Source organism: Streptomyces sporangiiformans (assembly GCF_005768555.2).
In the GTDB taxonomy this organism is placed as follows: Bacteria; Actinomycetota; Actinomycetes; order Streptomycetales; family Streptomycetaceae; genus Streptomyces; species Streptomyces sporangiiformans.
In genome coordinates this window covers 16,784-35,017 of record NZ_VCHX02000336.1, presented here as the reverse complement: position 1 = coordinate 35,017, position 18,234 = coordinate 16,784, and the positions used below count along the sequence as shown (strand labels likewise).

General features: G+C 70.2%; 16 protein-coding genes and 1 pseudogene. 11 read left to right on the top strand and 6 right to left on the bottom strand.

Going from position 1 to position 18,234, the window contains the following annotated elements; translation table 11 throughout:
• The 3 genes from FGD71_RS42645 to fdhD all read left to right on the top strand — a co-directional run.
• Window positions 1-1,415 (top strand): complex I 51 kDa subunit family protein (locus FGD71_RS42645; protein WP_240437044.1); only part of this gene is annotated, 1,415 nt, incomplete at its 5' end.
• Window positions 1,412-2,272, top strand: a complete 861-nt coding sequence (locus tag FGD71_RS42640; protein ID WP_119105963.1) for a 2Fe-2S iron-sulfur cluster-binding protein — start codon at window positions 1,412-1,414, stop codon at window positions 2,270-2,272. The genes FGD71_RS42645 and FGD71_RS42640, both read left to right, overlap by 4 nt.
• A gap of 7 nt (window positions 2,273-2,279) precedes the next feature.
• Window positions 2,280-3,182 (top strand): formate dehydrogenase accessory sulfurtransferase FdhD, encoded by a 903-nt coding sequence (gene fdhD, locus FGD71_RS42635; protein ID WP_119105962.1) that lies wholly within the window; start codon window positions 2,280-2,282, stop codon window positions 3,180-3,182.
• Between the two features lie 89 nt (window positions 3,183-3,271).
• On the opposite strand, the gene FGD71_RS42630 is transcribed toward fdhD, so the two are convergent.
• Both FGD71_RS42630 and FGD71_RS49480 read right to left on the bottom strand, forming a co-directional pair.
• Complete coding sequence (locus FGD71_RS42630) at window positions 3,272-3,808, bottom strand: isochorismatase family protein (RefSeq protein WP_119105961.1); 537 nt, start codon at window positions 3,806-3,808, stop codon at window positions 3,272-3,274.
• 19 nt (window positions 3,809-3,827) lie between these two features.
• A pseudogene (locus tag FGD71_RS49480) lies at window positions 3,828-3,950 on the bottom strand (MarR family transcriptional regulator); the annotation flags it as partial.
• 158 nt (window positions 3,951-4,108) lie between these two features.
• Here FGD71_RS49480 and FGD71_RS42620 point away from each other — a divergent pair.
• From FGD71_RS42620 to FGD71_RS42605, 4 genes are all read left to right on the top strand, one after another.
• Entirely contained in the window at window positions 4,109-4,381 is a 273-nt protein-coding gene (locus FGD71_RS42620; protein WP_119105960.1) for a hypothetical protein, read from the top strand.
• Window positions 4,378-5,136: a collagen-like protein gene (locus tag FGD71_RS42615; RefSeq protein WP_119105959.1), complete on the top strand. Its 759-nt coding sequence runs from the start codon at window positions 4,378-4,380 to the stop codon at window positions 5,134-5,136. Before FGD71_RS42620 ends, FGD71_RS42615 begins: the two co-directional genes overlap by 4 nt.
• A gap of 161 nt (window positions 5,137-5,297) precedes the next feature.
• Window positions 5,298-7,286, top strand: coding sequence for a sialidase family protein (locus FGD71_RS42610; protein WP_119105958.1), 1,989 nt, complete (start codon window positions 5,298-5,300; stop codon window positions 7,284-7,286).
• Window positions 7,287-7,296: 10 nt separating this feature from the next.
• Window positions 7,297-8,532: a DUF4185 domain-containing protein gene (locus FGD71_RS42605; RefSeq protein WP_119105957.1), complete on the top strand. Its 1,236-nt coding sequence runs from the start codon at window positions 7,297-7,299 to the stop codon at window positions 8,530-8,532.
• On the opposite strand, the gene FGD71_RS42600 is transcribed toward FGD71_RS42605, so the two are convergent.
• Window positions 8,471-9,508, bottom strand: a complete 1,038-nt coding sequence (locus tag FGD71_RS42600) for a bile acid:sodium symporter family protein (protein WP_119105956.1) — start codon at window positions 9,506-9,508, stop codon at window positions 8,471-8,473. The genes FGD71_RS42605 and FGD71_RS42600 overlap by 62 nt on opposite strands.
• Before the next feature lie 157 nt (window positions 9,509-9,665).
• Between FGD71_RS42600 and FGD71_RS42595 the strand changes: the two genes are divergently transcribed.
• A complete protein-coding gene (locus FGD71_RS42595; RefSeq protein ID WP_119105955.1) occupies window positions 9,666-10,532 on the top strand; it encodes a LysR substrate-binding domain-containing protein in 867 nt (288 codons plus the stop codon).
• A gap of 250 nt (window positions 10,533-10,782) precedes the next feature.
• Window positions 10,783-12,609 carry an AMP-dependent synthetase/ligase gene (locus tag FGD71_RS42590; RefSeq protein WP_119105954.1) on the top strand — a complete coding sequence of 609 codons (1,827 nt, stop codon included), beginning with the start codon at window positions 10,783-10,785 and terminating at the stop codon, window positions 12,607-12,609.
• Between the two features lie 15 nt (window positions 12,610-12,624).
• Here FGD71_RS42590 and FGD71_RS42585 read toward each other — a convergent pair whose 3' ends face one another.
• Window positions 12,625-13,428 (bottom strand): polysaccharide lyase family protein, encoded by an 804-nt coding sequence (locus FGD71_RS42585; RefSeq protein ID WP_119105953.1) that lies wholly within the window; start codon window positions 13,426-13,428, stop codon window positions 12,625-12,627.
• 289 nt (window positions 13,429-13,717) lie between these two features.
• Here FGD71_RS42585 and FGD71_RS42580 point away from each other — a divergent pair, with 289 nt between their 5' ends.
• Window positions 13,718-14,509: an aldo/keto reductase gene (locus tag FGD71_RS42580; protein ID WP_119105968.1), complete on the top strand. Its 792-nt coding sequence runs from the start codon at window positions 13,718-13,720 to the stop codon at window positions 14,507-14,509.
• 131 nt (window positions 14,510-14,640) lie between these two features.
• Here FGD71_RS42580 and FGD71_RS42575 read toward each other — a convergent pair whose 3' ends face one another.
• A complete protein-coding gene (locus tag FGD71_RS42575; RefSeq protein ID WP_119105967.1) occupies window positions 14,641-15,462 on the bottom strand; it encodes a class I SAM-dependent methyltransferase in 822 nt (273 codons plus the stop codon).
• Between the two features lie 195 nt (window positions 15,463-15,657).
• On the opposite strand from FGD71_RS42575, the gene FGD71_RS42570 reads away from it, so the two are divergent.
• Window positions 15,658-16,428: a phytanoyl-CoA dioxygenase family protein gene (locus FGD71_RS42570; protein ID WP_181359387.1), complete on the top strand. Its 771-nt coding sequence runs from the start codon at window positions 15,658-15,660 to the stop codon at window positions 16,426-16,428.
• 90 nt (window positions 16,429-16,518) lie between these two features.
• Here the strand turns inward: FGD71_RS42570 and FGD71_RS42565 are convergent, their stop codons facing one another.
• Window positions 16,519-18,228: a glycoside hydrolase family 6 protein gene (locus FGD71_RS42565; RefSeq protein ID WP_119105951.1), complete on the bottom strand. Its 1,710-nt coding sequence runs from the start codon at window positions 18,226-18,228 to the stop codon at window positions 16,519-16,521.
• Window positions 18,229-18,234: the final 6 nt, after the last annotated feature.

The window sequence follows — 18,234 nt, the reverse complement described above, 5'->3', positions numbered from 1 at the left end:
GGGGGCAGAGCCCCCTGGCGGGGTCCGGGGCGGAGCCCCAGGGTCGGGACGGGAAGGGGCGGCGGGGGCGAGATCCCCAAAGGGCCACGGCCGTCACCGCTCCCGCCACCGTCGAATCCGCCGTCCTCGCGGCCACCTCACCCGGCTCGGCACCCGAGGAGCCCCCCGCATCGATGGCCGTCCCTCAAGCCGGTGACCCGTCGCTGGTGCTGCTGCGTCGCGTCGGCGCAGTCGACCCCGCCTCACTGGACGACTACCGAGCACAGGGCGGCTACACGGCCCTGCGCCGAGCCTTCGCGCTCGGCCCCGCCGGAGTCATCCGCGAGGTCACCGACGCGGGCCTGGTCGGTCGCGGCGGCGCGGCCTTCCCCACCGGTCGCAAATGGCAGGCCACGGCGTCCCAGCCCGACCATCCGCACTACCTCGTGTGCAACGCCGACGAATCCGAGCCGGGCACCTTCAAGGACCGCGTGGTCATGGAGGGCGATCCGTACGCGCTCGTCGAGGCGATGGCGGTCGCCGGGTACGCGGTCGGCGCCCGCCAGGGGTACCTGTATCTGCGCGGCGAGTACCCGCGCGCGCTGGAGCGCATGGAGCACGCCATCGGGCAGGCACGCGCGCGTGGGCTGCTCGGGGACGACATCCTCGGCCAGGGGTACGCCTTCGACATCGAGATCCGGCGGGGCGCCGGCGCCTACATCTGCGGCGAGGAGACCGCCCTCTTCAACTCCATCGAGGGGTACAGAGGAGAGCCGCGTGCCAAACCGCCCTTCCCCGTGGAGAAGGGTTTGTTCGGCAAACCCACTGCCGAGAACAACGTGGAGACGCTGGTCAACGTGTTGCCGATCCTCACGACGGGGGCGCAGGCGTACGCGGCGATCGGCACCTCGACGTCGACGGGCCCGAAGCTGTTCTGTGTGTCGGGCAGCGTGGACCGGCCCGGTGTCTACGAGCTGCCGTTCGGCGCGACGCTCGGTGAGCTGCTGGAGCTGGCGGGCGTACGTCAGCGATTGCGCGCCGTCCTGCTCGGCGGTGCGGCCGGTGGCTTCGTACGCCCCGACGAGCTGGACGTCCCTCTCACCTTCGAGGGCACGCGGGAGGCGGGCACGACGCTCGGCTCGGGCGTCGTCATGGCTTTCGACGACACCGTTCCCCTCCCCCGTCTGCTCCTGCGCATCGCCGAGTTCTTCCGTGACGAGTCGTGCGGCCAGTGCGTGCCGTGCCGGGTCGGCACCGTGCGCCAGGAGGAGGCGCTGCACCGCATCGTCGAACGCACGGGTGCCGACGCGGCGGGCGACATCGCACTCCTGCGCGAGGTGGGCCGTGCCATGCGGGACGCCTCGATCTGCGGTCTCGGGCAGACCGCGTGGAACGCCGTGGAATCCGCCATCGACCGCTTGGGGGCGTACGAATGACCGTGGTACCGCTGGGGATCCCCCGTCGTCTGCTGGAGTTCACGCTCGACGGCGAGCCGGTCCGGGCTCCCGAGGGGGCGACGATCCTCGACGCCTGCCGGGACGCGGGCAAGGACGTGCCGACCCTGTGCCAGGGCGACACCCTGACGCCCAAGAACGCGTGCCGGGTTTGCGTGGTCGAGGTCGAGGGCTCGCGCACGCTCGTCCCGGCCTGCTCGCGCGAGGCGGAGGCGGGAATGGAGGTACGTACCGACACCGAGCGGGCCCGGCACAGCCGGAAGATCGTCCTCGAACTCCTCGCCTCCTCGGTCGATGTGTCGACCACACCGCGGGTGGCCGAGTGGATCAAGGAGTACGAGGCGAAGCCCGACCGTTTCGGCCCGGACGCCGCCCGTCTGAACGAGGAACCGAAGATCGACAACGACCTCTACGTCCGCGACTACGACAAGTGCATCCTCTGCTACAAGTGCGTGGACGCCTGCGGCGACCAGTGGCAGAACACCTTCGCGATCTCGGTCACCGGGCGGGGCTTCGACGCCCGGATCGCGGTGGAGCACGACGCCCCGCTCACCGACTCCGCGTGCGTGTACTGCGGCAACTGCATAGAGGTCTGCCCCACGGGAGCCCTGTCGTTCAAGTCGGAGTTCGACATGCGCGCGGCGGGTACGTGGGACGAGTCGGCGCAGACCGAGACGACCACGGTGTGCGCGTACTGCGGAGTGGGCTGCAATCTCACGCTGCACGTGCAGGACAATGAGATCGTGAAGGTCACCTCCCCGCACGACAACCCGGTGACCCACGGCAACCTCTGCATCAAGGGCCGTTTCGGCTACCAGCACGTACAGAACCGGGGCTGATCAGGACATGGGACGAGTCACGGAACGACGCAAGGTGATCCGCATCCGGGACGGGGCGGTCTCCACCCGCCCGGACACGCTCGTCGCCGAGGAACCGCTGGAGATCCGGCTGAACGGCAAGCCGCTCGCGATCACGATGCGCACGCCGGGCGACGACTTCGCGCTCGCCGCGGGCTTCCTGGTCAGCGAGGGCGTACTGGGCGCGGCCGACGAGCTGCAGAACATCGTGTACTGCGCGGGCGCGACGGTGGACGGCTCGAACACGTACAACATCGTGGACGTGAAGACGGCGCCGGGCGTCGTGATCCCGGACATCACGCTCGAGCGCAACGTGTACACGACATCGTCCTGCGGCCTGTGCGGCAAGGCGAGCCTCGACGCGGTCCGTACGACGGCCCGCTGGACGATCGACGACGGAGACGCCCCGTACGGAGACGCCACCCACGAGGACGGCACCCACGCGGACGGCGCTCCCCCGATCCGGCTCGAACCCGAACTGCTCGCGAGCCTCCCCGACCGGCTGCGCGCGGCGCAACGGGTCTTCGACCGGACCGGAGGTCTGCACGCGGCGGCCCTGTTCAGCGTGGACGGCGAGCTGCTCGACATCCGTGAGGACGTGGGCCGGCACAACGCGGTCGACAAGCTGGTCGGCCGCGCCCTCCAGAACGGCACACTGCCGCTCTCCCGCACGCTTCTGCTCGTTTCGGGCCGGGCGTCGTTCGAGCTCGCCCAGAAGGCGGTGATGGCGGGCATCCCCGTACTGGCCGCGGTCTCGGCGCCGTCGTCGCTGGCGGTGGATCTCGCGGCGGAGACGGGTCTGACCCTCGTGGGCTTCCTGCGGGGTGCCTCCATGAACGTGTACGCGGGCGAGCACCGGATAGCCCTGCGGGCCGCGGCCGCCCAGAGCTGACCGGCTCCCCGCGACACGGCGGCGGGGCCCCCACCCGGCGGGGAGCGCCCCCTGCGCCGGAGGGGCCCCGCCTCAGCCCGCGGTGACTGCTAGACGAAGTGCACCTCAGAACCGGTGACGACCGTTCCCAGGCGCGGGAAGTCCAGGCGCACGGCGGCTTCGTGCTCGGGGGCGGTGAGCGCGGACATGGCGTCCTCGACGAAAACGAGGTCGTAACCGAGGTCACCGGCGGCGCGGGCGGTGGACTCGACGCCGAGGTTGGTGGCGACTCCGCCGAGCACCAGAGTGGAGATGCCGCGTTCGCGGAGCCGCTCGTGCAGACCGGTGCCCTGGAATCCGCCGAGGGTCCGCTTGACGATCTCCATGTCTCCGTCGGCGGCGAGTCCGGACACCAGTTGGCTGCCGGGCGGCTGCTCGGGGACGCCGGGCCGCTCGACGCGGACGAGGACGACGAGCGCGCCCACGGCCCGGAAGGCGGCCGCCAGCTCCTCGGCGGTGGCCAGCACTTCGTCGCCCTTGCGGGGCTCCAGGGGCAGTCCGACGATGCGGTCCATCAGATCGACGAGCACGAGTGCGGTGCGCGCCGGGTCGACGGCGAGGCGGCGTTCGGTGTCGGCTACGGTCATGGCGGAACGCTAGCCCGCGTCAGCCGTCCGTACCGGAAATCCGGTTCAACGGGTTCATGAACTGCTCGCGTGCGGTTTCCGAGAGCGGTGCGAGCAGTTCGTCGTTTGCCCTGCGCGCCGCCTTCTCACAGCGTCGCAGCAGCCATCAAGCGGTAGTACAGCTACCTGACGCTCCGTCAGCACTCGTCCGAAGGTACGGCACGGTGCGGGCACACCCCCGAGGGCTCCTGGCTCGTTACTCCGGACGACCTCAACCGGGCCACGTCCGCGTGGCCCGTCGTCCAGGTAGGAGGCAGTTACTTGGATGCCGGCACCACCCTGCTCGGCTCGTTACTGGCCTGCGTGGGCGTGCTGGGCGCGGCCGTGGTGGCGTACTTGGGGAAGCGGGGCGAGAACGCCCTGAACGGGTACTCCAGCCTGACCGAGAAGCTCCAGTCCGAACGCGACCGCCTCGAGCGCCAGATCGCCGAACGCGACACGCGCATCGACGAGTTGCACTCGATGCACGCCGCCGACCAGTCGGAGATCGCCCGTCTGCGACTCGACATCCACCGACTCGGAGGAGCGCCGTGACCTGGTTCCAGCAGCTGCTTGCCGCACGCTGGCGCAGCGTCTTCCTCGTCTGCGTACTGATCGGTCTCTCCGGCATCGCGGTGATCCTGTGGGCGCGGATCGACGCCGGTGATCGCAGGGCCGAGCAGTTGCGCGTCGAGACGGACCGGCGCGGCGAGGCCGTGTCGACGCTGGCGCAGGACGTACGGGCCCTGCGCGCCCAGATCGAGGCCGGTGGCGGCACCCCGGCGGCCCCCGACCCCGCCGAGGCCGTGGACGACCTGATGGACCGCGTTCAGGTACCGGCCGCGATCCCCGGTGAGCCGGGCGCCGAGGGCAAGCCTGGCGCGACCGGGGCGGGAGGGCAGCGCGGGCCCGGCGGGGAGCGAGGACCGCGAGGCGAGCCCGGACCGCCCGGCCCCTCGGGTTCACCGGGCCCCTCCGGAGAGCCGGGCGAGCCGGGACCCCCGGGTGCCGACGGCACGGACGGCACAGACGGCGTGAACGGCACGGACGGCTCCAGCGGCCCTGTCGGGCCACCCGGCGCCGGGGGCCCGCAGGGCTACCAGGGGCCGAAGGGCGATCCCGGGCCCCAGGGCGAGAAGGGCGACCCCGGCCCCGCCTGCCCGGACGGGTACAGCCTCCAAGTACCCGCGGACGACCCGGACGCCCTGGTCTGCCGCAAGACCGGCGCGGGCGACCCGGCACCGGCTCCCGAGCCGGCGACCGTCCTGCCGGTCCTGCCACCGCCACTTCGGCGGAGGGAACTCCCCTGAGCCCTGGCGGGCCAGGTACCGCACGGCACAGCACGGAGGCAGGCGCGATACGGACGCCGCACGCTTCTTGTGGGGTGGCTCACAGCCCAAGTAGCGTCTGTGGTGCGCACGTTGGACGTGGGATGTCCGGATGTCCAGACGCATGAAGGGCAGGTCGCACCATGCCGTCAAGTGTTCGCGCAGGACTCAGATCCATTCTTCGCACCCGACTGAGATCCACCGTCACGGCGGTGCTCACCACCGCCGCGTTACTGGCGCTGCCCAGCCCGGCGGCGGACGCCCGACCAGCGAGCGCCCAACCGGCGAACGCCCAACCGGCGAACGCCCAACTGGCGGACACGTCCGCCGGGTTCGAGCAGCAAGTACTCTTCAAGGCCTCCCAGGATCCCGGATACGCCTGCTTCCGGATCCCCGCCGTCGTGAAGACGACGCAAGGCACACTGCTCGCCTTCGCCGAGGGCCGGGTGAACGACTGCAGCGACGCCGGCGACATAGACATCGTGCTGAAGCGCTCCACCGACGGCGGCCGCACCTGGGGCCCGCTCCAGGTGATCAACGAGGGTGCGGGCGACACGCACGGCAACCCGGCCCCCGTCGTCGACCGCGAGACCGGCCGCATCGTACTGGCCGAGACCTACAACACGGGCCGTACGGACGGCCGCAACTGCGACGTCCCCTGTGACCGCACCCCGCACATGCAGCACAGCGACGACGACGGCCGCACCTGGTCCGAGCCGCGCGACCTCAGCGACGAGATCCTTCCGGCGCACTGGAACTCCTGGTACGCGACCGGGCCCGTGCACGGCATCCAGCTGACCCGTGGCAAGCACGCGGGCCGGCTCGTCTTCGGCGTCAACACCGAGACGTGGAACGGCGAGCGAAGCGAGATGGGGGTCCCCCCGGCCGGAGGCTGGGGGAGGGTCTCCGCCAACCACGCCGCGCTCATCGTCAGCGACGACGGCGGCGACCACTGGCGGATCGGGGCGACTGACTCGTACCCGATACCGGACGGCGGCACGTTCCGGCAGAAGCCGTCCGAGATGACCATGACGGAGCGCGCCGACGGTGCGATCCTCGTCAGCGGGCGCGAACAGGACGGCACCGATCTCGGCCATCGCACGCAGGCGGTGAGCCGCGACGGCGGCGACAGCTTCGCCTCGCCCTTCCGTGCCCTACCGAATCTCTACACCCCCCAGGTCCAGGGCTCCAGCCTGCGATGGGGCGACCGGATCCTGCTGGCCTGCCCCGGCGACCCGGACCGGCGCCGGACGATGATGATCCGCTCCTCGTACGACGGCGGCCGCACCTGGGACAGCGTGGACCGCGGCACGGTCGTCACGACGGACTGGTCCGGCTACTCGGACATGGTCGGGATCGACCGCGCCACCGTGGGCCTGATGTACGAGGGCGGCACGGTCGACGCACGCGACGAGATCCGCTTCGCCCGCTTCACCGAGGACTGGCTGCAGCCCCGCCGCGGCCCGGACCCGACCACCGCCGACCAGGCACCGGAAGCCCGCCGCGCGTCGGTCCTCGGCGGCGCACAGGCGACGGACGGAGTGATCGGCGGAGCTCTCCGGTTCGACGGCACGGACGACGCCGTACGCCTGCCCTACCGTGAGCAACTGCGACTCGGCACCAAGGACTTCACCGCGTCGCTGTGGTTCCGCTACTCGGCCACGACCGGTGAGCAGCCCCTGCTGTGGATGGGCGGGGTCGGCGGCACACAGCCTCAGGTGTGGCTGCGCGGCGAGCCCGCGAGCAACCGCGTCCAGGGACTGATCACCGTCCGGGACGGTGCGTCGGCGCCCAGATCCGCGTCCGTGCGCACCACCGGCGCGTACAACGACGGCCAGTGGCATCATCTGGCGCTGCGTCGCGGCGGAGGACAGCTCACGCTGTTCATCGACGGCACACCGGTCAGCACGGCGGACGTGCCGGGTTCCGTCAGCCGCAACTCGCCGTTCGGCGTGCACATCGGCCAGAAGCTCGACAGCCGGGCGCACTTCACCGGCGCGATCGACGAAGTACGCGTCTACGACCGGGCGTTGAGCGACGCCGAGCTGACCGGTGTACGCACCACCAACGCTTCTGTGACCCGGGACACCGTGTTGTGGCTGCCCATGGACCGGGTGAGCGGCAGCCACTAACGTCCCGGGCGTGCCCGACGACACACGAGCACGACACCGTACGGGGGCCGGGCTGGGCCTGCTTCTGGCCCTGGTCCTCGGGGCCGCCCTGCTCACCGCCCTCCCGGACGAGGACGACGGCCGGGAGGGCGGCTGCTCGCCCCGTACGGTCACCTCGTGGGCCGCGAAGTCGGACCTCACGGGCGAGTTCGCGCGGTACGGGGACGACGCCTCGCGGACCGACGACTGGACCGGCGGCGACGGCACGCACTCGGTGCGGCTGCCGGACGGGCGGGTGTTGTGGCTGTTCTCGGACACGTATCTCGGCCAGGTGCACGGCCCGCCGAACCCGGTCGGCGAGTCGTACGCCTGGCGTGACCAGACCGCGCCCATGGTGCGCAACTCCGCCGTGGTGATGTCCGGCGGCCGCCTCCAGAGGACCCTGCCCGCCCCGCTGTTCCAGGACCCGGCCCCCGGGCAGTGGCGCTGGCCGGTCGCGGCCCGGGTCGAGTCCCGCTCCCCCGGCTCCTCGGAACAGGTCGTACGGGTCCTGCTGTGGACCCGTACGACCGGCGCGTACCCCTGGATCTACGGCATGCCCACCGCCACCGAGGTCGCCACGCTCTCGCTGCCCGATCTGCGGGTCGAGGGCATCGTCAAGGTCCTCGACCAGCAGCAGGTGCCGAATCCGGCGCGGCGGGTGCTGTTCGGCACGACGGCGGTGGCCGGTGACCGGAACTGGACGTATGTGTTCGGCGGCGACGACGGGCAGGCCGCCTCGCGCCCCGCCTCGAAGGCGTATGTCGCGCGCGTGCCCCGCGACCGGCTCGCGGAACCGGACGCGTGGCAGTACTGGGACGGCACGGCATGGTCCAGCACCTCGGCGCGCATGAAACCCGTCCTCGGGGACGGCCGCCGCAAGGGCGTGGGCAGTGCGTTCACGGTCGTGCGCGACGGCGGCACCTGGGTGCTGTTCACGATGGCGGCGGGCGCCGAGGGGCTGACGACCGTCACCTCGTACTGGGCCTGTTCGCCCACCGGGCCCTGGCGCGGGCCCGCCAAGGGCTTCAGTCCGCCGCTGCCCGAACAGAAGTCGGGCGTGGCGGCGTACAACCCGCAGGTTCACCCGGCGCTCGGCGGCAGGCTCGTCCTCAGTTATGACGTCAACTGGCTGGACGCGACCGGGACTACGGCACAGTCGAACCTCAGCCGGAACGTGTCCCTGTACCGACCGCGATTCGTGACTCTGCGGCTGGGGCGGGGGTGAGGTCCGCTTCGGGGTCCTGGGAGCGGCGCTTGGCGATCACCGCGCAGACCATGAGCTGCATCTGGTGGAAGAGCATCAGCGGCAGCACGGCCAGCGAGGCCTGCGCCCCGAAGAGCACACTCGCCATGGGCAGACCGGCGGCCAGGGACTTCTTCGATCCGGCGAACTGGATGGCGATCCGGTCCTCCCGGCTGAAGCGCAGCGCCTTCGACCCGTACCAGGTGAGCGCGAGCATCACGGCCAGGAGCACGGCCTCGACCGCGAGCAGGCCGGCCAGTCGTACCGGGCTGACCTGGTGCCAGATGCCCTGCACCATGCCCTCGCTGAACGCGGTGTAGACGACGAGCAGGATCGAGCCCCGGTCGACGAGGCCGAGGACCTTCTTGTGGCGCGCTATGAACCCGCCGATCCAGCGGCGCAGCACCTGCCCCGCCACGAACGGCACGAGCAGCTGCAGCACGATCTTGAGGATCGAGTCCGCGGAGAAGCCGCCGCCGGCGCTGCCGAGGAGCGTCGCCGCGAGCAGCGGGGTGATCACGATGCCCGCGAGGGAGGAGAAGGAGCCCGCGCAGATCGCTGCGGGCACATTGCCGCGTGCCATGGACGTGAACGCGATGGAGGACTGTACGGTCGAGGGCACCAGCGTGAGGAAGAGCAGTCCGGTGTAGAGCGAGTGCGTCAGGAACACCGGCTCAAGGCCGCGGGCTGCCAGGCCGAGCAACGGGAACACCACGAACGTGCAGGCCAGAACCGTGACATGGAGCCGCCAGTGGCGCAGGCCGTCCAGGGCCTCGCGGGTCGAAAGGCGGGCCCCGTACAGGAAGAAGAGAAGGGCGATCGCGCCCGTCGACGCCCCGGACGCGACATCGGCCGCTGCTGCGCGGGCGGGCCACAGCGCCGCCAGCCCCACCGTCCCGAGCAGGAGCAGGATGTACGGGTCGATCGGCAGCCAGGACGGCCACTTCAGGCGTTTCACGGTGCTCCGTTGCTGAGTCGGTTCATGTGTCGAGATCGATTCAGGGTCTCGATCCTGGCGCGAGGTCGTGCCCTCTCCATGGTCCTCCTGAGACCCGTGATCGGGAATCCGGCATACCACTCTGACTGTCATCACGAATCGCGATAGCCTGGTGCCTGTGTACGAGCCTTCGCAGCTGCGCACCTTCCTGGCCGTGGCCCAGACGCTGAGCTTCACGCAGGCCGCCCGACGCCTCGGTCTGCGCCAGTCGACGGTCAGCCAGCATGTGCGCCGCCTGGAGGACACCGCCGGGCGGCAGCTGTTCTCGCGGGACACCCACTCCGTGGAGCTGACGGAGGACGGCGAGGCGATGCTGGGCTTCGCGCGCCGCATCCTGGACGCGCACGAGCAGGCGGCGGCGTTCTTCACGGGCACGCGGCTGCGCGGCCGGTTGCGCTTCGGCGCGTCCGAGGACTTCGTCCTGACCCGGCTCCCCGAGATCCTGGAGGGTTTTCGGTACGACCACCCCGAGGTCGACCTGGAGCTGACGGTGGAGCTCTCGGGCACCCTGCACGAGCAGCTCGCCGACGGGAAGCTCGACCTCGTGCTGGCCAAGCGGCGCCCCGAGGACCCGCACGGCGAACTGGTGTGGCACGACCGGCTGGTCTGGATCGGCGCGGAGCGCCTCCGGCTCGACCCCGAGCGCCCGGTGCCGCTGATCGTGTACCCGCCGCCGGGGATCACCCGCGCCCTCGCCCTGGAGGCTCTGGAGAAGCAGGGACGGGCCTGGCGCATCGCCTGCACCAGCGGCAGCCTCAACGGCCTCATCGCGGCCGCCCGGGCGGGACTCGGCGTGATGGCTCACTCCCGGGGGCTGATCCCTCCGGGGCTCGTCCGTGTCCCGGACCGCGCGGACCTGCCCGAGCTGGGCGAGGTCGACTTCGTTCTGGTCCACGGCCGACGCCGGACCGCGGCACAGGGCGCGGCGGACGCGCTGGCGGCGACGATCCTGACGCGCGGCGACCGGTTGCACCGCGGGCGGTGAGCCCGGTAGCGTCCCGCACCCCTCACGGAGTGCTCTCGCGGCGTAATCACGCCGTACAGATTCCGTGGAGATTACGGACCCGAAACTTACTGTCCAGTAAGGATTCTGTCCGACCCTTCCCCATCTGAGTACTTTCCCACCGGTCGGTCACCACATATGTGACACATGCCCGGTTCCTCGCCCTCTCCCGTACGGTCCCGAGGTGGGGTAGCTTTCACGGCGCTGTGCGGAGCGTCACAAGGAGCGGGGATTGCGCGAGTTCACCAACCCTCCGTTGGCGTCGGCGCCGCCGGTGGGCGGCCTGGCCGATGCTGTCTATGACCATGCCCTGGAGGACCCACTCCATGTCGCGCTCGGCCGCAAGGACGAACGGGGCCAGTGGCACGATGTGACCTCCGCCGAGTTCCGTGACGAGGTGCTGGCCCTCGCCAAGGGGCTGCTCGCCCAGGGAATCCGGTTCGGGGACCGGGTAGCGATCATGTCCCGTACCCGCTACGAGTGGACGCTCTTCGACTACGCACTGTGGTCGATCGGCGCCCAGATCGTGCCGATCTACCCGACGTCCTCCGCCGAGCAGGTCTTCTGGATGCTGCACGACGCCGAGGTGGCGGCCGCGATGGTGGAGCACGAGGACCACGCGATGACGATCGCCACGGTCATCGACCGCCTGCCGATGCTGCGCCGGCTCTGGCAGCTGGACGTGGGCGCGGTGCACGAGCTGTACGAGGCGGGGGCGCACCTCGAGGACGAGGTGGTGCACCGGCACCGGCGCGCGGTCACGCCCGAGTCGACCGCGACGATCATCTACACGTCCGGCACCACCGGCCGCCCCAAGGGCTGTGTCATCTCGCACGGCAACTTCATGTTCGAGGCGGACACGGTCATCGAGCGCTGGCAGCCTCTGTTCCACTCGAAGAAGGGCGACCAGGCGGCCACCCTGCTGTTCCTGCCCCTCGCGCATGTCTTCGGGCGGATGGTCCAGGTCGCCGCCATCCGCGGCAAGGTCAAGTTCGGCCACCAGCCGCAGCTCAGCGCGGCGGCCCTGCTGCCCGATCTGGCCGCGTTCAGGCCGACGTTCTTCCTGGCCGTGCCCTACATCTTCGAGAAGGTCTTCAACGCGGCGCGCAGGAAGGCCGAGAAGGAGGGCAAGGCGGGCCCGTTCGAGAAGGCCGTCGAGGTCGCCGTGCGGTACGCGGACGCGGTCGAGGCGAGGGCCTGGGGCATCGGTCCCGGCCCCTCGGCGGCCCTGCGGGTGCAGCACCAGCTCTTCGACAAGCTCGTCTACTCCAAGATCCGCGAAGCGATGGGCGGCCGCGTGAAGCGCGCCATGTCCGGCGGCTCGGCGATGGACCGGCGGCTCGGGCTGTTCTTCGCGGGCGCGGGCGTCCAGATCTACGAGGGGTACGGCCTCACCGAGTCCACGGCCGCCGCGACCGCCAACCCGCCCGAGCGCACCCGGTACGGCACCGTCGGCCAGCCCATCCCCGGCACCACCGTGCACATCGCGGACGACGGCGAGATCTGGCTGCGCGGCCCCCATCTGTTCCAGGGCTATCTGAACGACCCCAAGGCAACCGACGCGGCCCTGCACGACGGCTGGCTGGCCACCGGCGACCTGGGGTCGATCGACGAGGACGGCTTTCTCACCATCACCGGGCGCAAGAAGGAGATCCTGGTGACGTCCGGCGGCAAGAGCGTCTCACCCGGACAACTCGAGGAGCGGGTGCGCGACCATCCGCTGGTCGCGCAGTGCATCGTCGTCGGCAACGACCGGCCGTACATAGCGGCGCTCGTCACCCTGGACGCGGAGGCGGTCGAGCACTGGCTCCAGATGCACGGCAAGCCGCGACTGTCCCCGGCCGAGCTGGTGCGCGACCCGGACCTGGAGACCGAGGTACGCCGTGCCGTGGTCGCCGCGAACACACTGGTGTCGCAGGCGGAGTCCATCCGTACGTTCCGCATACTGGCCCATCAGTTCACCGAGGAACACGGGCTGTTGACGCCCTCGCTGAAGCTGAAGCGGAAGGCGATCGAGAAGGCGTACTCGTCCGAGGTGGATGCGCTGTACCGGGCGTAGTGATGCCCCGGCTCGTCACACGAGTTGGTAGCCCCGCAGGTTCGTCAGCAGCAGATGGCAGTCCTGGAGGGAGCCGGAAGTGTCGCCCAGGGAGCGGTAGATGCCCCACTTGGGGCGTACGCGGTCGGCGAGGAAGGTGTCGACGCCCGTCCTCGACTTGTCGATGACCGTCGTGGAGCCGCTCTTGAGGATCCAGCGGACCGAGCCGGCCGAGCCGTTGCCGACCTTGATCTGGAAGTCGACGTCGGTCCATTTGTCGTGCAGCGGCTCGAGGTTCGTACGCCCGACGAGGATGTCGTCGGTGAACAGCTTCAACTCGATGGTCTGGACGCCGTTCACCCGGCGCAGCGACTGCACGACGATGGGCGAGCTGCCGGAGCCCGGCTGCTTCATCTGCATGATGTGGGTGAAGGTGGTGGTCGCCTTCAGGGACTTGGGGATGTACATCGAGTACGTGACCCGCCAGGTCTGCCCCTCGGTCCACCTGAGGTAGTTGCTGCCGCTGCCGTTGCGCAGGCCGGTGACCTCGTGGCGCTGGCGGTCGGTCGAGGTGTCCCGGTCGACCGTGTGCATGTTGAAGCGCCAGTTGTCGCCGGTGGCGTAGATGTGCGGGGAGGCGGCGGGGTGCGAGTCGGCGCGGTCGTCCTCCAGGGTCTCGAACGCGCGGAGTCCGTCGTCGCGCGCCGACGGGGACCACTTCAGCTGCCAGGAGGCGGCGCGTGCGCTCATGGCGTGCGCACCGGCGGCCGGCAGAGCGACGGCAGCGGCGGTCGCACCGCCGAGCGCCGCTCCGAGCAGGTTCCTTCGTGTGGTGCTCACAGGCCTCTCACCTCATCCTTCGACGGAAGTCCACGGAGGTTCATGTACGTGCACCAAGTTCAGTCACCTGGGACAGAGTGGCGACATGACGGGACGCGGTCAATGGTCTGGACCGATAGGGTCGAGACTGCCGTCAGAATCCGGCCAGTCCCCGAATCGGTCGGCGAAGAGGGGGCAGGAATACACGACGGTCCCATGATGGTTGACCATGGGATAACCCAACCGACGACTGAAGGATCGAGAGCTAGTGAGCAAGGTCCCCCCGATCATCCTGAACAACGGCGTCGAGATGCCGCAGCTGGGTTTCGGTGTCTGGCAGGTGCCGGACGACGAGGCCGAGCAGGCGGTCGCCACCGCGCTGGAGGCCGGGTACCGCAGCGTCGACACCGCCGCGATCTACGGCAACGAGGAGGGCACGGGCAAGGCTCTCAACGGCTCCGGCATCGCCCGCGAGGACCTCTTCGTCACCACCAAGCTCTGGAACAGCGAGCAGGGGTACGACTCGACGCTGCGCGCCTTCGACACGTCCCTGGAGAAGCTCGGCCTCGACTATGTGGACCTGTACCTGATCCACTGGCCGCTGCCCGCCAAGGACACGTACGTGGACACGTACAAGGCCTTCGAGAAGCTTCTCGCCGACGGTCGCGCCAAGTCCATCGGTGTCTCCAACTTCCTTCCGGAGCACCTGGAGCGGCTGATCGACGCGACGTCCGTCATCCCGGCCGTCAACCAGATCGAGCTGCACCCGCAGCTGCAGCAGCTCGCCGCGCGTGAGTACCACGCGGAGCAGGGCATCGCCACCGAGGCCTGGTCGCCGCTCGGCCAGGGCCAGGGGCTCCTGGAGGTCCCGGCGATCGTGGCCATCGCCCAGAAGCACGGCCGTACGCCCGCGCAGATCGTCCTGCGCTGGCACCTCCAGCTCGGGAACGTGGTGATCCCCAAGTCGGTGACGCCGTCCCGGATCAAGGAGAACATCGAGGTCTTCGACTTCTCCCTCGACGCCGAGGACATCGCCGCGATCAGCGCGCTCAACGAGGACCGTCGCCTCGGCCCGGACCCGGCGACGTTCAACATGGCCTGACCCACGGGTCGTACACACACGGAGCCGCCGCCCGATCCGCTCGGACGGCGGCTTCGGCATGCACGGAGCTTTGGCCCAGCACGTGAGTGAGCGGTTGCTGAAGCCACACCACATCCAGGACCGAGCGCCGGCTACGCCGCCTTCACCCCGACGTGCACCGTCTGTGCCGCCAGCACGAACACGTCCGGCCTGTGGTGGACGCTCGCCTTGTCGTCCGGGTCGAGGAGCCGGTCGAGGGTGGCCAGGTCGTCGGCGTCCAGGCCATCGGCGAGGCCTTCCCGACGGTGGGTGAGTGTGGTGACGACCCAGGCGCGGGCCTCGTCCGAGAGGGGGGCGGGGAGGTCGAGGAGGAAGGTGCGGGTCGCGGTGTGGCGCAGGCCGGCGGCAGTCAACAGGGCCGGCCAGTCCTCGGTCTCCTCCGCCGCGCCGGGCAACTCGGCCCGCATCCTGGTGAACCACTCCTCCTGGACGGCGTCGATGCGCGCCTGCAGGCCGGGGCGGCCGATGCCGATGTCGCGCGGGAGGTGGCGCGCGGGCAGGCCGCCCTCCAGGAGGGCGAGGATGCCGCCGGGCGCGAGGCGGCTCGCGAAGTCGGTGAGGGCGGCTCGCTGGTCGCCGACGTGGTGCAGGGACCTGCTGGCCCACAACAGGTCGGCGGGGTACTCCAAGTCGCCCAGTCCGTCGGCGAGTTCGGCCTCCAGGGTGCTGAAGCGGTCGGCGATCCCGAAGCGTGCGGCACGGGCGCGGGCGTGTTCGAGGAGGGGTTCCGCGCCGTCCACGGCGATGACCCGCGCCTGCGGGAACGTCTCGGCGAGGAGGCAGGAGATGACGCCGGGGCCGCTGCCCACGTCCGCGATCAGCTCCGGCTCGGGCTTCCGCTCCCGCAACCAGGCCGCCGCCTGACGGTAGAGCGGGGTGAACAGCTCGGCCTCCTGCTCCAGCATGGGCAGCATCTCGGCGAAGTCGATCTGAGTGTGATCGTGATGGTGTGGCACGATTCCTGACCTCTCGTTCGGGATGCGCCCAGCGTGCTCCCGACTCCCGGAAACGGCCACTCATGTTGCGGAAACAGCAAGGCGTTTCGGCCGGAAAACCGGGCCAGAAAAAACCGGATGCGTCCGCGCGGCCCGAACACCGAGGATGACGGCATGGACGACGAGATGGTGGAGCGCTTCCTCGAAGACGGCTTCGTGAAGATCGAGGGCGCCTTTCCGCCCCGCGTCGCCACGCACTGCGCGCGGCTGCTGTGGCGGGAGACCGGCTACGACCCGGACCACCCGTCGACCTGGGACAAGCCGGTGCACTGGGTGTCCGACATGGCGCAGGGGCCGTTCGCCGCCGCGGTCAACACTCCCGTCCTGCATGAGGCGTTCAATCTGCTGGTGGGCGAGGACCGCTGGCTGTCGCGCTACTCGCTGGGCACTTTCCCGCTGCGCTTCCCGCACGAGGAGGAACCGGAGGACGCGGGCTGGCACATCGAGGGGAGCTATCAGCCCGAGGGCGCCACCTGGCCGTACACCAATGTCCGCTCGAAGGACCGGGCACTGCTGATGCTCTTCCTCTTCAGCGAGGTCACCGAGGCGGACGCCCCGACACGCATCCGGGTGGGCTCACATCTCGACGTCCCCAAGGTCCTGGAGCCGTACGGCGAGAAGGGTGTCTCGGGACTGGAGATCGCCCCGCAGCTGGTCGAGGCCTCCGCACACCGCCCGCTCGCGTACGCCACCGGCCGCCCCGGCGACGTGTACCTGTGTCACCCGTTCCTGGTGCACTCCGCGCAGCCGCACCACGGGACCCGCCCGCGCTTCATGGCGCAGCCACCGCTACTGCCGGCCGTGCAGTACGAGCTCGAGCGGCCCGACGGCGACTACTCCCCCGTCGAGTTCGCAATCCTCCGAGGGCTGGGCAGAAACAACTGACGCAGTTCCCCGCGCCCGGTAAGGGGCGCGGGGAACTGCGCGATCAACCACCGACGGCCCGCAGATTCCGAACCGCCCTCTCAGCGGAGCTCAGAGCGCCGGGTACGCGTTCTTCATGAGCTCCTGGAACTGGGCCGAGAACCAGTGGCCCGAGATCGGCGCGTCCGGGAGCGCGCCCGACATGTTGTTGCCGTTGCGGGGGTTGCCCGTGTACGTCGGGTCGCACATGCGGTCGAAGCCCTTGCCCTCGTCGTTGTCGATGGCCTTGCTCGAACCGTCGGACTCGCCCGGGGGCTTCATCCACACGTAGGCGTCGATGCCGGCGGCCGGTGCGGCCTGCGGGCGCTCGCCGAGGCCGGCGCCGGACTGGTTGCACCAGTTGCCGGTGTTGAGGCGGCGGTCGTAGCGGCCGCCGTCGACGTAGGTGTCGACGCTGGTCGTCGCGCCGGGGCCGGACGGCCGTGCCGTACCGCCCCAGCCGTTTCGGGAGGTGTCGATCAGCATGCCGATGCCCGAGGGGAAGCCGACCGAGACCAGTTTCTGGCGGAAGGCCTGCGCGAAGGACAGCTCGTCGACGTAGCGGTTCCAGTCGACCCACTTCGACTCACGCACGGACTTGCCCGCCACGTTGTCGTTGATCGTGAAGTTGTTCTCCTTCAGCGCGCTGTAGTTGGCGGTGTTGGCGATGAAGCCGTGCACGTCGTTCACCGTCGCGCCCTCGGCCGTCGCCGCCTGCTTGAACACGTCCGCCGACGGGCCGAAGTTGTCGTCCCAGCCGATCCAGCCGTGGTGGCCGGCGTCCACGTAGTTGTAGACGTTGGGCACGTCACCGAGCTTGTTCAGCGCGTAGCCGACGCCCTTGACGTAGTTGCCGTTGGCCTTCATCACGTCGCACTCGGGCGTGGCCGTCGGGCGGCTGCCGGTGTTGGTGACCAGGTTCGGCAGCGAGTCGATCTCGACCGTCGTCACGATCCGCAGCGCGGCGTACTTGGGGTCTGCGAGGATCGCGGCGATCGGGTCGATGTACTGGGTCTTGTACTTGTCGATCTCCGTCGGGCCGAGTTCGCCGTTCGAGGCGAGCGCCGAGCAGTCACGGCCGGGCAGGTTGTAGATGACGAGCTGGACGACCAGTTGGTCCGAACCCTTCTGCTTCAGAGCCTCGTCGAGGTGGGCGCGCAGACCCAGCTTGCCGCCCGCACCGTTGATGGCGGCGATCCGGTCCAGCCAGACGCCCGTGGGCTGGCCCGCGATCCGGCTGCCGCCGGTCTCGGCCCTGGCCTTCGCGGACCACTCCGGGTTCACGTAGACCTTGGCGCCGGTGTACGGGTTGTCCACCCGGTCACCGGGTCCCGTCGGGTCGGGCGGATCTGTGGGGCCGCCGCCGTCGACGTTGCAGGTCACGCCGTCGAGCGTGAAGGTCGTGGGCAGGGCGTTCGTGCCGCTGTAGGAGGCGTTGAAGCCGAAGCTGATCGAACCGCCGGTCGACAGCGTCCCGTTGTAGCTCTCGTTGGCGGCGGTGACCGCGGTCCCGCTCTGACTGATGTTGGCGTTCCAGCCGTTGGTGATCTTCTGGTTTCCGGCGTACGACCACTTCACGGCCCAGGACGACTTGGCCGCGGTGTGGTTGGTGACCGTGACCGCGGCGGTGAAGCCGCTGTCCCACTGGTTCTGCACCTTGTAGTCGACGGTGCAGGGGACGGCGGCCGCGCCGGTGTCCGCGGGGATCGCCGCGACGGCGGTGCCCGTCCCCGAGGCGAGCAGCGCCAGGGCTGCCAGCAACGCTGTTCTGGTACGACTCATGGTGTG

Excerpts from the sequence above, each read along its gene's own strand:
- FGD71_RS42640 (WP_119105963.1), top strand. The coding sequence starts at position 1,412 with ATGACCGTGGTACCGCTGGGGATCCCCCGTCGTCTGCTGGAGTTCACG.
- fdhD (WP_119105962.1), top strand. The coding sequence starts at position 2,280 with ATGGGACGAGTCACGGAACGACGCAAGGTGATCCGCATCCGGGACGGG.
- FGD71_RS42630 (WP_119105961.1), bottom strand. The coding sequence starts at position 3,808 with ATGACCGTAGCCGACACCGAACGCCGCCTCGCCGTCGACCCGGCGCGC.
- FGD71_RS42610 (WP_119105958.1), top strand. The coding sequence starts at position 5,298 with ATGCCGTCAAGTGTTCGCGCAGGACTCAGATCCATTCTTCGCACCCGA.
- FGD71_RS42580 (WP_119105968.1), top strand. The coding sequence starts at position 13,718 with ATGCCGCAGCTGGGTTTCGGTGTCTGGCAGGTGCCGGACGACGAGGCC.
- FGD71_RS42575 (WP_119105967.1), bottom strand. The coding sequence starts at position 15,462 with ATGCTGCCCATGCTGGAGCAGGAGGCCGAGCTGTTCACCCCGCTCTAC.
- FGD71_RS42570 (WP_181359387.1), top strand. The coding sequence starts at position 15,658 with ATGGACGACGAGATGGTGGAGCGCTTCCTCGAAGACGGCTTCGTGAAG.
- FGD71_RS42565 (WP_119105951.1), bottom strand. The coding sequence starts at position 18,228 with ATGAGTCGTACCAGAACAGCGTTGCTGGCAGCCCTGGCGCTGCTCGCC.